The following is a 12,118-nucleotide window of genomic DNA, read 5'->3' as shown; positions in this document are numbered from 1 at the left end:
GCGGCGGCGACCTGAGGGGTCGTCGCCGCCTTCTCGTTTGACTAGAGATGACTCGGCTAAACGCCGTGCGCCCGTTCGAGTCCGGTCAGCGAGTCCTCCAGGTGGCCGAGCAAGCGCTGGAGATGCGGGACGCTGCGGCGGCAGCCGACGAGGCCGAAGTCGAGATTGTCGGCGTTGTTCGACAAGGTGATGTTGAGCGCCTGGCCGTCGAGCGCGATCGACATCGGGTAGTTGCCGTCGAGTTTTGCACCGCGCCAGTACAGCGGCTCGCGCGCGCCGGGCACGTTGGAGATGACGATGTTGAACGGTGGCTGCGCAGCCGATGCCAGCGCCGGCAGCAGGGACAGCGCCAACGGTGCGATGATGAACGCCGACAGGGCCAGTTGCTGCATTCTGGGCAGCTGCGCGAACACTTCTTTGTTGCCGCGTATCGACGCGTGGATGGTGTCGAGCCGGTGCGCCGGATCCTCGACGTCGGTGGCGAGGCTGCACAGGATGGTGCCGACCATGTTGCCGCCGCTGGAGGTGTCGTCCTCGGGGCGCAGGTTCACCGGCACCATGGCAATCAGCGGGCGGTCCGGCAGGGCATTCTGCTCGAGGAGGTAGGCCCGCAGCGCCCCTGCGCACATCGCCAGGACGACGTCGTTGACGGTGACCCCGGCGGCGTCCTTGACCGCGGTGACGCGTTTGAGTGGCCACGACTGTGCCGCGCACCGGCGCGCACCGCCGATCGCAACATTGAACATCGTCTTCGGCGCGCCGAACGGGAGGGTGAGCTGCTGCTCGATCAGCGCCGCCCGGGCCAGTGTGAACACTGAAGGACCCAGGGCCGCAACCGATCCCGCGGCTCTTGCCAGTCCACCCAACCGCGAGGACCGCGGTTGACTCCGGTCGCGCTGGCGCGGACCGATGCTCCACGGCGCGTGCAACTCCGGGTGCAACGGATCCTCCGACAGCGACCGGCGCATCAGCCGCATCGCCGAAACGCCGTCGAGGAGCGCGTGATGCACCTTGGTGTAGACCGCGAAGCGGCCGTCGTTGAGCCCCTCGACGAGGTGCGCCTCCCACAGCGGACGATGCCGGTCGAGCAGCGTGCCGTGTAGCCGCGACGTCAGCTCGAGCAGCTCACGGACACGGCCGGGCGACGGCAGCGCCGAGCGCCGCAGGTGGTATTCGAGGTCGATGTCACGGTCGAACGACCACGCCAGATTAGCGATCCCGCCGAACAGTTCGCCGGGATGTTTACGGAAGGTCGGCTGGACATCCTCGTAGGTCAGCAGCCTCGAGAAGATGTCCCGGATGAAGTCCGGGCCCGCGCCCTCGGGCGGCTCGAACAATTGCAACCCGCCGACGTGCATCGGATGCTCGCGGGACTCGGCCAGCAGGAACATCGAATCGGTCGGTGATATCAGTTCCATTGTTCTCCTCCGAGTCCGGTGCCACCGGTGTGCCCATTACACCGGTTCGCTATTCGGGATCGATCACATTGCTGCCGATACCGCTTTTCGGGCCGAAAGACCCTGTCTGCCCGGGCCGCGACGGCGCACCGTGAGTGCCATGGTGGCCAATCACCGCATGCGGGCAGCGGTGGCTGTGCTCGTCGGGGCGACGCTGGTCGGGGTGGGGCTTGTGGTGATCACGCTCATCGGCACGGCCCGCCACCCCGCCGACACGGCCGAGCCGCGGCCGACGACGCAGACGACGGGTGCGCCGTCGGACCTCGCGGTCGCGATGCGCGCGTGGGAAGCCCGTGCCGGTGACCACTTCAAGGAATCCGCCCGAGCCCTCGAGCAGGTGTCCGAGGCCACCGACCGCAATGACGAAGCGGGTGTCCGCTCCGGTTGCCAACGCCTGCACGACACCAACGCGGTCGGGTTGCAAGCCGATCTGCCCACACCGGATCCCGTGTTGACGGCCGAACTGCAGAGCATGATCGACGACGTCAACACAGCCGCCCACGGGTGCTTGCGGTTCACCGACTCGCGGCTGCCCGACGACGCCGCGACGTATCAGACCTACCTCGCCAAAGCGATCGATCACCTGACGACGGCCAAGGCAATCCTCAACGGGGATCTCGGTCAGCGATGACCGCCGCCACCGCCACCGCTCCCACCACCCCCGCCGTTGAAGCCGGGCTGGGCGACCTCGGCTTCGGTGAGCTGGTCGCTGGTGTCGGGGATGACCGTCGGGGCGCAGTTCATCGAGAAGCTGTCCTCGGTGTCGGTGTCCTGGCATTGCGCCAGGACGTGCGGCGCCTGCGGGGCTGATACGGCGAACGCTGCCGGGGCCAGCGCGATCGCGATGCCCGCGGCAACGTAGATCATGCGTCGGCCGCCCAGTGCAATGTTCGCCATGATCACTACCCCCCTTGTCGATGACGCCAGGGTAGGCCAGCTTCCTGGGAGCGCATTCAACACGAACGTCAATTTCTGCGGAAATGCGGCGAGTGTTGCTGGGCGCGGCGTTAGATTCGCGATGACGCGAGCCAACGGCGGCCCGCGAGCAAAGGGGGGTCAGATGTCCTCAATCACAGCAACCCACAACCGCGTTCGGTATGCAGGCGCGCTCGCCATGGGAGCGGCGGCCGCGCTGACCCTGGCAGTGAGCACTCCGGCACCGGCCAGGGCAGTCGACGCGTGCGTGTCGGCGGGTTCGCTCAATCTGCACACCGGTTCGGCGAGCTGCTCGTCGACGGGTCTGCTCGGGCTGGCGGTGGCGTTCGGGCCGGGAGCCACAGCCAGCAGCGCGGGCATCTTCGGGCTGGCCTTCGCGATCGGCACGGGAGCCAACGCCGTTGCCGGCAGCGGAGCGAACGACATCTTCAGCACCGCGATCGCGGTGGGTGATAGTTCGTCGGCCGGTGCCTTCACCGGTGTCGGCAACCTCGCGCTCGCGCAGAACGGCGGCGAGGCGCTGGCGTCGTTCGGCAACTTCAACATTGCCAGCGCGCGCGGCATCAACGCCACCGCAAACGCCCGCAACGGCAACTTCAACGTCGCCACCGCGATGGGTGACAAGAGCACGGCCTGGGCCGGCGGACAAACCGGAACGGGCAACTTCAACGTGGCGAGCTCCATCGGCGACAACAACTCCGCGTCGGCTGCCGACGGCGACTTCAACCGCTCCACCGCATTCGGTCGCAACAACATCGCCTACGCGGGTACCGGCAATCGCAATCAGTCCACCGCTTTCGGCAAGGGAAACACCGTGACGGTGACCTTCGGCGACGGCAACAACGCGATCGCCCTTGGCAGCACAAACACGGTCAACGTCGGTGGCGGACAAAGCAACCGCGGATTCGTCATCGGCGAGAACAACACCGTCCGGGTTGGCGATCCGACCAACCCCACCGGCACGTCGAACCACAACTCGGCAACAGTGACGGGCGAGAGCAACACGGTGACCGCGGGCCCGGGCAGCCGCAACCGCATCCAGATCTCGGGCACCGGCATCACCGCGCACAAGCCCTGAGCGTCGAGTGTGCGAAACAGAAGCGTGCGGTGGCAATGGACAAGCTTCAGCGCGACCTACAGGAGCACTTCGGTAGTGTTCAGGTGCCGCTGGCCACTATCGAAGAGGAGGCGATTGGAAGCGTGAACGATCAGCTTCGCCGCCTAGGGGCTGCGGCCAAAGAGGCTGAAGTGGGAAAGTCGTTTGGGAGACACGCAAGGGCGCGTGTGGAGGCTGAGAAGCCTCGATGGTCTCGAAACCCAGGATCAGGTCGCTAAGGCCAGGCGGGGTCCAGAGCTGCGGTTGACGTAACAGCAAGCTCAACAAACAGCACTTGGTATCCGATAACCGGTGAACTCGGGTCGGTAGTGCGAGCCGATGGGCAACGGCGATGGCGGCGGCACTATGAGCGTAGGTGCGGGGTTCTCCCTTGCAGCTCTTCCGATTCAGCGCCGACGATTCGGAAGGTCAACTCCCATTCGGGTCTGCGTTCGCCGTTGATCTCAAAGACCAGAGTGTAGGCGCCATGGGGCAATTCCCGTGGCGGGAGAGGTAGAGCGATTGGAGCATCGATTGGCAGACCCCTCGCAGCTGACATCGCTGGCGCTGAAACTAACTCAAACTCAGTACGAACAGATCCTTCGCCGTGAATCGCGGGGACCGGCACTCCCGCGTCGTCAACGAGCAACAGGCGACCTCTGACTGGCTTCTGTGCATATTCCCAGGGCAACTTCAGCATCCCTGCGAGGTATCCCTGCAACCGGTTGGCGTATGACCATCCGCCCCCAGCGATGTACAGCTTCCCCTCGGCCACCTGGGCGAAGTCGCACAGGAGTAGCGACGCTTGGATCATCAGGCGGAGATGAGGTAGTCGATACCTACTCGGCTCACGTTGAACCCGAGGTTTGATTCCTCGTGCGGCACCGGGCCGACGGTGGCTCGGACCACTGCCGACACGCTGGCTGAAGGCAACGGACGACTAAGCCGTGGGGCCAACGATGACCAATTGACGGTGAGGTAGATCAATTCCTTCTCGTAGTCAACCTCGTAGACGGTGGCATTGCCCACAACATCTGATTCCTCTTCGAGCACCACGACCGGCGCTCCTGGCACGAGGTCCTCCACGAAGCCGCCCAACACGTCTTCGAAGCCGCTATACGTACGGTTGTCAGCGACTCGAACATTCGGGTCGATGATGATCTCGATGCTCACGAATCCCACCTTCCCGGTCCAGTCAAATGGCCTGCGAGTTTCTCAGTGTCATGCAAGGACGGCGTGTTGCCAAGGTCTATCGACCAATGTTCCGGCACTTCGCCAGGATATCCGTCCTTTACGAACTTGAAGCCGTCGTCCAGCAGATCCCCTGCCCGCTGACAGAACCAGTACTTGGGATTATTCGCCCGAAGGATCCCACTCACCTCCGCTGCGTCTAGCAAGCGGTCGATCAACGCAGCCTCCTCCTCGCCTTCTCGAAGCTTGTCGGCAAAGACCGAGAGACGAAAATGTCCGTTGTGGCGGTGCGCCTTTTCGGCCTGTGCCAGCATCGCTTCAGGAGCGACGGGACGGAGCCGAACAACCAAGGCGTTTGGGTCGGGTCCGTCGTCGGGCACCGCTCGATGGTAGTGAACCCGACCCATGTCCTCAGCAGCTTGAGTCGCGTATTTGCCCGGCGCCGTCATTCCTGCAGCCGTTCTGAGGCCTTAGTGCCTTCTCGGAATCCAACAGGTGCTCGCTCACCTGGGACCTTGTGCTGTGTCGCCGACTTCCGCTCACCAATTTGCGTCGAACTGAATCGCTCCCTTGGCCGCTCTCTCGTATCTTGGGCTGCCAACCTCCTGGGGCATTGCCACCGTCGCGGTCGACTTCCCGTCGTAGTTGGCCGGCCCAGCAACGAATGTGGGCACAGGATGGGCAAGCCACCGCGCAGGCAAACATAGAAATAGCCCTTCACCTGCGCGAACAGGATCAGGACTATGGCGGTGGCGGAGGGATTTGAACCCTCGGACGGGGGTTACCCGTCACACGCTTTCGAGGCGTGCTCCTTAGGCCGCTCGGACACGCCACCGTCGGCAAGCTTACGGTCCCGGCCCGGGCTAACCCAAATCGCGTTGACGGGCGAAAAAGCCCTCCAGCAGCGCGGCGCACTCGTCGGCCAGCACTCCCCCGCGCACCTGCGGGCGGTGCGTCAGCCGCCGATCACGCACCACGTCCCACAGCGAGCCCACCGCGCCGGTCTTGGGCTCCCACGCCCCGAACACCACGGTGCCCACCCGCGCCATCACCAGCGCGCCCGCGCACATCGTGCACGGTTCCACCGTCACCGCGATCGTGGTGCCTTCCAGCCGCCACCCGTCGCCGTACACCCGGGCAGCGGCCCGCAGCGCCAGGATCTCGGCGTGCGCGGTCGGATCACCCAGTTCTTCGCGGGCATTGGCGGCCCGGGCCAGCTCACGACCGTCGGGGCCGAACACCACCGCACCGATCGGCACGTCATCGGGTCCGGCCGCGCCGGCAGCCGCGATCGCTGCGCGAATCAGCGACTCGTCGGAGCTCACCGATCGAGGCGGTCCAGAACTGCCGCCAACTCGTCGGCGAACCCCATCTCGCGGGCGATCCGGCCCAGCTGTTCGTCGGCGTAGAGGTCGGTCTCGGCGAGAATCACGCCCAGCACCGCCTCGGGCAGGCCGATATCGGCGAGCACCCCGAGATCGCCCTCCTCGAAGGGGTCGGAATCCTCGAGATCTTCGGCGGAAATGTCGGCGTCGAGGGTCTCCAGCGCCTCCGCGGCGATGTCATAGTCCAGTGCGGCGGTGGCGTCCGAGAGCAGCAGCCGGGTGCCCGACGGCGCCGGGCGCACGATCAGGAAGAATTCGTCGTCGATGTCGAGCAGCCCGAACACCGCTCCGGCACTGCGCAATTCACGCAACTCGGTTTCGGCGGCGTTCAAACTCGTCAACACCTTGGCGCTCAGCGGCGAACACCGCCACTTGCCTTCCTCGCGGACCACAGCCACGCCGAAGCCGTCCGGGGTGTCCGCCGACCCCGGTGCTGACGCTCGCTGTGCTCCCATGGCCGCATACGCTAGTCGCTGAGCAGGCCTTTTGACCAGGCAATCGGTAGCGGCCAGGGTCGATGTGCCAACCTGGAAGATGTGACGAAGACTCCCGTGTGCGTGCTCGGGCTGGGCCTGATCGGCGGATCAGTGATGCGCGCGACGGTGGCGGCCGGGCGCGAGACGTTCGGATACAACCGGTCGGTCGAGGGCGCCGACGCGGCCAAGGTGGACGGCTTCGGCGCCACCACCGACCTCACCGAGGCGTTGTCCTGGGCGGCCGAGCGTGAGGCTCTGATCCTCCTGGCCGTGCCGATGCCCGCGCTGTCGCTGATGCTCAGCCACGTCAAGGACGTCGCCCCCGAGTGCCCGCTGACCGATGTCATCAGCGTCAAGGGTGCGGTCCTGGCACAGGTGCGCAAGGCCGGCCTGGTGGACCGCTACGTCGGCGGGCATCCGATGGCAGGCACGGCGCACTCCGGCTGGGCCGCCGGGGACGCCCGGTTGTTCACCGGCGCCCCGTGGGTGTTGTCGGTCGACGAGCACGTCGACGCCGGGGTGTGGGCGCAGGTGATGCACCTGGCGCTGGACTGCGGTGCTGTCGTGGTTCCGGCCAAGTCCGACGAGCACGACGCCGCGGCGGCGAGTATCTCCCACCTGCCGCACCTGCTGGCCGAGGCGCTGGCGATCACCGCAGGCGAAGTGCCGCTGGCTTTCTCGCTGGCGGCCGGTTCTTTCCGGGACGGCACCCGGGTGGCGGCGACCTCGCCGGATTTGGTGCGGGCGATGTGCGAGGCCAACGCCGAGCAGCTGCTGCCCCTTCTCGACCGGGCGCTGGACCTGCTGACCCACACCAGGGCGTCGCTGGCCGACAAGGGCTCGGTGGCCGAACTGGTCGAGGCCGGGCACGCCGCACGCGCCCGCTATGACAGCTTCTCGCGCCCGCAGATCGTCACGACCGCCCTAGGCGGGGAGAACTGGCGCGAGGAACTCGCCGCCGCCGGCCGCGCCGGCGGGGTGATCAGATCCGCTCTGCCAGGCCCGGGTAGTCGAGGATGAACCCGTCGGCGTCGACGGTGATGGTGGTTTCGGCCACCGGCGAATGCAGTTTGATGCCCTCACTGCCGTCCGCCCCGGAACTGCTGTAGCTGATCGACGCCTGGCTGACGGTGAGGTCGGGCAGGTTCACGTAGACCACCGGCAGGGTCACCGAATCGGCCCGGCGGTAGAGGCCGGTGCGCCGGATCGGCAGTGCGTTGAAGAACGGGCTGAAGACGACGTCGACGTCGAGCGCACCCTCGTAGGAGCCGCGCGACTGGCCCTGGTGGTCGGTGATCAGCCACATGTTCTCGTCGTCGCGGGCGATCGACAGCTGGCGGTCGCGCTCGGCCAGTGTGATGCTCAGCGACAGCCGCTTTGTGGCGCCGCTCTCGTCGGTGACCAGGTCATATGAGGCGCTGAACGCGGGATGCGTCCCGGCTGCGGCGGCCACGATGCGGCCGTAGGCCTTGATCCGGTTTCCCGACAACTGGACGCGGGTGGATTCCATCCGCGAAGCGTCGTATGCGCGCCAGGTCAGGGTCGCCGGCCAAGCGCTTTCAGTCGCATCTTTGGCTGCACTCACCCGTCTACCGTAAGCGACGGGTCGCCGCGTTCGTAGCCAGGTCGCCAAGTGCGGCTCTTCTGTGATGTGGGTGCTTTCGAGTCGAAACTGATCTCATCGTCGAGCAGCGGTTGCGGCATCCGGCGGAACCGGCCGGCGCCGGGCACCGAGGACCACACCGCCAGGGCCAGCAACGCGTCGAGCGCCAGCGCCAGCACCGTGACAAGCAGCGCACCGACCAACGCGATGTGGAACTGGCGGATCTTGATGCCGTCGATCAGGTAGCGGCCCAGCCCGCCAAGGCTGGCGTAGGCGGCCACGGTGGCCGTGGCGACCACCTGCAGCGTCGCGGTGCGCAGCCCGCCCAGGATGAGCGGCAGCGCGTTGGGCACCTCGACGCGGGTGAGGACCTGCGTCTCGGTCATCCCCATCGAGCGGGCCGCGTCGACGATTTTCGGATCGACGTTGGCCACCCCGGCGTAGGTGCCTGCCAGCAGCGGCGGGATGCCCAGCAACATCAGCGCGATGGTCGGCGGCAGCAGACCCAGGCCCCAGAGCAGCACGCCGAGCAACAGCACACCCAGGGTCGGCAGGGCTCGCAGCGCGTTGACCCCGGTGACGACCAGGAAGGTGCCGCGCCCGGTGTGCCCGATCAGCAGGCCGATCGGGATGGCGATCAGCGCGGAGACGACGACCGCGATGGCGGTGTACTGCAGGTGTTCCAGGATGCGGGCGCCGATGCCGGACTTACCCTCCCAGTTGGCTGCGGTGAAGATGAAGCTCAGCGCTTGGTTGAGGAAGTTCATGCCGCCGCCTTCGCCCGCGCCCACGGCGTGATGGCCCGCCCGGCCAGCAGGATGAGGACGTCGATGACGATCGCGAGCACGAAGATCGCGATGATCCCGGCGACGATCTGGTCGCTCTTGTCGGCCTGATAGCCCTCGGTGAACCAGGTGCCCAGCCCGCCGATGCCGATCACCGAGCCGACCGAGACCATCGAGATATTGGTTACTGCGACGACTCTGAGTCCGGCGATGAGAACCGGAATCGACAGCGGCAGTTCAACTTTGAGCATCCGGGACAAACCGGTGTAGCCGACGGCGGTGGCGGCGTCGCGCACCTGACCCGGGACCGCATCCAGCGCTTCGGGCACCGCCCGAACCAGCAGCGCGGTGGTGTAGAGGGTGAGCGCGACGATGACGTTGGCCTCGTCGAGGATCCGGGTGGGAATGATCAGCGGCAGCACCACGAACAGTGCCAGCGACGGGATGGTGAAGATGATGCTGGCGGTTACCGTGGTGAGCCGGCGCAGCGCCGTGGTCCGCCACACGAAGGCACCCAGCGGCAACGCGATCAGCAGGCCGAGCACCACCGGGATCAGCGACAGCCGCAGATGGATGACCGTCAGCGCCCAGGCCTTGTCGAGATGGGTGAGCAGATAGTTCATCGGCTCACCCGTCGCCGTCCAGGGCGGCCAGCACATCGGCGGCCTTCACTCCGCCGATCACCTGCCCGTCGCCGTCGACGGCCACCCCGAGCCCGGACGGTGAGGACAGTGCCGCGTCCAGCGCCAGGCGCAGGGTGCCGTCCGGGCCGAACAGCGATCCGCCGGCGATCGTGCTGTCGTACAACGAACTTCCGCCGCGGTGCAGCTGCACCCCGTCGGCGTTGATCCACGCGTATGGCCGGCCGTCATCCCTGGTGACCAGCCGCCAGTCACCGGGTGCCAGCGACAGCGCGTCGATCCCGGCCTCGGTCACCGTGGCGACGTCGTGCAGGGGCAGGCCGGCGGCGGCCTTGAACTGCAGGCCTCGGTAGCCGCGGTCGGCGCCGATGAAGCCGGCCACGAAGTCGTTGGCCGGGTTGGACAGCAGCCGTGCGGGTGCGTCGTACTGCTGCAGCGTGCCGCCGGGCCCGAAGACCGCGACCCGGTCGCCGAGGGTGATCGCCTCGTCGATGTCGTGGGTGACGAAGACGATGGTTTTGCGCAATTCGTCTTGCAGACGCAGGATTTCGACCTGCAACTCGTCGCGCACCACCGGGTCGACCGCCGAGAACGGTTCGTCCATCAGCAGGATCGGGGGGTCGGCGGCCAGTGCCCTGGCCACACCGACACGCTGCTGCTGGCCACCGGAGAGCTGCGCGGGGTAGCGGTCGCCCAGTTTCGGGTCCAGCCCCACCCGCTCAAGCACGTCGTAGGCGGCCTTGCGGGCTTCCCTGCGGGACTGGCCCTTGAGCACCGGGACGGTCGCGACGTTGTCGATGACCCGTTGGTGCGGCATCAGCCCGCCGCTCTGAATGACGTAGCCGATCCCGAGGCGCAGTTTGACCGGGTTCACGCCGGCGATGTCGCGGCCGTCGACACTGATCGTCCCCGACGTCGGCTCGATCATCCGGTTGATCATCCGCATCGAGGTGGTCTTGCCGCAGCCCGACGGGCCGACGAACACGGTCAGCGTTCCGCTCGGCACCTCGAGGGTGAGGTCGTCGACGGCGACGGTTCCGTCGGGGTAGGTCTTGGTGACGTTGGCGAAGGTGATCATCTATTTCCCGATCGGCTTGTCGAACCCGTTGTCGCTGATCCACTTTCGTGCGGCCTGGTCGGGATCGACGCCGGAGTTGCCCGACACCGCGGTGTTGAGTTCGATCAGCCCCGCCGTGGTGAGCTTGGCCGAGACCGCGTCGAGCACCTTCTTCAGTTCCTCGGACTTCTTCTGCGAACTCACCAGGGGAACGACGTTGGCCGCCAGGAAGTTGTTCTTCGGGTCCTCGAGCACGACCAGCTTGTTCTGCGGTATCGCCGGGGAGGTGCTGAAGATGTCGGCCGCGGTGACAGTGCCGTCCAGCAGTGCGCGCACCGTGGCCGGGCCGCCGCCGTCGCTGATGGAGACGAAGTTGTCCGGCTTGATGTCCAGCCCGTACTTGGCCTTCAGACCGGGCAGTCCCTCGGTGCGGCTCTGGAATTCCGACGGCGCACCGAACTTCACCTCGGCTGAATGTGCGGCGAGGTCACCGATGGTCTTGAGGTTCCACTTCTGCGCAGTCTCCGAAGTGACCGCCACGGTGTCGGTGTCATTAGCCGGTGCGGGCGTCAGAATCGACAAGTCCCCCGGCAGAGCCCGGATCAGCGCCAGCTCGACCTGGTCCGGGGTGGTCACGTTGGCCTTGGGATTGAAGTACTGCAGCAGGTTTCCGGTGTACTCGGGCACCAGGTCGATCGAGTGGTCACGCACCGCTGGGACGTAGGTTTCCCGGCTGCCGATACCGAACTGCCTGCCCACGGTGAACCCGTTGGCCTCCAGGGCTTGTGCGTAGATCTCGGCGATGATCTTCGACTCGGGAAAGTCCGCGGAACCCACAACCAACGTCTTGAGATCGCCCGACGCCGAACCGCCGCCGAGCGGGTTCGAACTGCCACAGCCGGCGGCCAGCGGCACGACGAGCGCAACCAGCAGCACCGCCAACCGCATTCGCCTCGATCGACGCGACGCGATCATTGAGCGTCCTTTCCACCCCATCCCTTGACCGACACTAACGACCCCGAGCCGTCGGCGCCCAGATTTGAATCACTGTGGGTGTCAGCCTCTGGTTACCCCGTTGGTGGTTTCTTTCCCGCCTCGAAAGGGCAAAGATGGCGTTATGAGCAGCGAACCCGAGGTATCGCCTACCGATCCGACGCCGCCGGGGCCGGCGGTGCCCCCGCCGCCGCCCGAGCCGGCGAAAGTACCCGCTCAACCGGTATCGGAGGTGGGCTTCACCAGGGCAGCTGCACTGTGGACGTCGCTCATCTTCGGCTTCCTGATCCTTACCGTCCTGCTGATCTTCGTGGCGCAGAACACCGAGTCGGCCAAGTTCGCCTTCCTCGGCTGGCAGTGGACGCTGCCGCTGGGTGTCGCGATCCTGGCGGCGGCCGTCTGCGGGGGTCTGGTCGCGGTGCTGGTCGGTGCAGCCCGGATCTTCCAGCTGCGCCGCGCAGCCAAGAAGAACCTCAAGGCGGCACGGCAGAGCTGACG

Annotated in this window: 15 protein-coding genes and 1 tRNA gene; 4 read left to right on the top strand and 12 right to left on the bottom strand. The window is 66.5% G+C overall.

Annotated features, from left to right (window positions below):
* Positions 1-56: 56 nt before the first annotated feature.
* Positions 57-1,418, bottom strand: a complete 1,362-nt coding sequence (locus tag HBE64_RS00830; RefSeq protein WP_167096877.1) for a wax ester/triacylglycerol synthase family O-acyltransferase — start codon at positions 1,416-1,418, stop codon at positions 57-59.
* 139 nt (positions 1,419-1,557) lie between these two features.
* Here HBE64_RS00830 and HBE64_RS00825 point away from each other — a divergent pair, with 139 nt between their 5' ends.
* Entirely contained in the window at positions 1,558-2,088 is a 531-nt protein-coding gene (locus HBE64_RS00825) for a hypothetical protein (protein ID WP_167096875.1), read from the top strand.
* Here HBE64_RS00825 and HBE64_RS00820 read toward each other — a convergent pair.
* Complete coding sequence (locus HBE64_RS00820) at positions 2,079-2,354, bottom strand: hypothetical protein (RefSeq protein WP_167096873.1); 276 nt, start codon at positions 2,352-2,354, stop codon at positions 2,079-2,081. The two genes, HBE64_RS00825 and HBE64_RS00820, sit on opposite strands and share 10 nt — an antisense overlap.
* A gap of 163 nt (positions 2,355-2,517) precedes the next feature.
* Here HBE64_RS00820 and HBE64_RS00815 point away from each other — a divergent pair, with 163 nt between their 5' ends.
* Positions 2,518-3,471, top strand: coding sequence for a hypothetical protein (locus tag HBE64_RS00815; protein WP_167096871.1), 954 nt, complete (start codon positions 2,518-2,520; stop codon positions 3,469-3,471).
* 831 nt (positions 3,472-4,302) lie between these two features.
* Here the strand turns inward: HBE64_RS00815 and HBE64_RS00810 are convergent.
* From HBE64_RS00810 to HBE64_RS00790, 5 genes are all read right to left on the bottom strand, one after another.
* A complete protein-coding gene (locus HBE64_RS00810) occupies positions 4,303-4,662 on the bottom strand; it encodes a hypothetical protein (RefSeq protein ID WP_167096869.1) in 360 nt (119 codons plus the stop codon).
* On the bottom strand, positions 4,659-5,060 hold the full coding sequence (locus tag HBE64_RS00805; protein WP_167096867.1) for a hypothetical protein: 402 nt from the start codon (positions 5,058-5,060) through the stop codon (positions 4,659-4,661). Before HBE64_RS00805 ends, HBE64_RS00810 begins: the two co-directional genes overlap by 4 nt.
* 364 nt (positions 5,061-5,424) lie before the next feature.
* A tRNA-Ser gene (locus HBE64_RS00800) sits at positions 5,425-5,515 on the bottom strand.
* Between the two features lie 28 nt (positions 5,516-5,543).
* Positions 5,544-6,005, bottom strand: a complete 462-nt coding sequence (locus HBE64_RS00795) for a nucleoside deaminase (RefSeq protein WP_167096865.1) — start codon at positions 6,003-6,005, stop codon at positions 5,544-5,546.
* The gene (locus tag HBE64_RS00790) at positions 6,002-6,520 is read right to left on the bottom strand and encodes a tRNA adenosine deaminase-associated protein (RefSeq protein ID WP_167096863.1); all 519 of its coding nucleotides are present in this window, start codon (positions 6,518-6,520) and stop codon (positions 6,002-6,004) included. Before HBE64_RS00790 ends, HBE64_RS00795 begins: the two co-directional genes overlap by 4 nt.
* Before the next feature lie 96 nt (positions 6,521-6,616).
* Between HBE64_RS00790 and HBE64_RS00785 the strand changes: the two genes are divergently transcribed.
* Positions 6,617-7,561, top strand: coding sequence for a prephenate dehydrogenase (locus HBE64_RS00785; RefSeq protein ID WP_243841591.1), 945 nt, complete (start codon positions 6,617-6,619; stop codon positions 7,559-7,561).
* Here the strand turns inward: HBE64_RS00785 and HBE64_RS00780 are convergent.
* The 5 genes from HBE64_RS00780 to HBE64_RS00760 form a co-directional block, all read right to left on the bottom strand.
* Positions 7,524-8,051 (bottom strand): putative glycolipid-binding domain-containing protein, encoded by a 528-nt coding sequence (locus HBE64_RS00780; RefSeq protein ID WP_243841457.1) that lies wholly within the window; start codon positions 8,049-8,051, stop codon positions 7,524-7,526. The genes HBE64_RS00785 and HBE64_RS00780 overlap by 38 nt on opposite strands.
* A gap of 71 nt (positions 8,052-8,122) precedes the next feature.
* Positions 8,123-8,911: an ABC transporter permease gene (locus HBE64_RS00775; RefSeq protein ID WP_167096857.1), complete on the bottom strand. Its 789-nt coding sequence runs from the start codon at positions 8,909-8,911 to the stop codon at positions 8,123-8,125.
* Entirely contained in the window at positions 8,908-9,552 is a 645-nt protein-coding gene (locus HBE64_RS00770) for an ABC transporter permease (RefSeq protein ID WP_167096855.1), read from the bottom strand. The genes HBE64_RS00775 and HBE64_RS00770 overlap by 4 nt, the downstream gene beginning before the upstream one ends.
* Before the next feature lie 4 nt (positions 9,553-9,556).
* Complete coding sequence (locus HBE64_RS00765) at positions 9,557-10,648, bottom strand: ABC transporter ATP-binding protein (protein WP_167096853.1); 1,092 nt, start codon at positions 10,646-10,648, stop codon at positions 9,557-9,559.
* Positions 10,649-11,602, bottom strand: coding sequence for an ABC transporter substrate-binding protein (locus tag HBE64_RS00760; RefSeq protein ID WP_167096851.1), 954 nt, complete (start codon positions 11,600-11,602; stop codon positions 10,649-10,651).
* A gap of 142 nt (positions 11,603-11,744) precedes the next feature.
* Between HBE64_RS00760 and HBE64_RS00755 the strand changes: the two genes are divergently transcribed.
* Complete coding sequence (locus HBE64_RS00755) at positions 11,745-12,116, top strand: lipopolysaccharide assembly LapA domain-containing protein (RefSeq protein WP_167096849.1); 372 nt, start codon at positions 11,745-11,747, stop codon at positions 12,114-12,116.
* Positions 12,117-12,118 lie beyond the last annotated feature (2 nt).

The sequence above is a fragment of the Mycobacterium sp. DL592 genome (genome assembly GCF_011694515.1).
Lineage (GTDB): Bacteria > Actinomycetota > Actinomycetes > Mycobacteriales > Mycobacteriaceae > Mycobacterium.
Note: the sequence above shows the minus strand (reverse complement) of the source record. Positions and strands in the feature narration are given on the sequence as shown.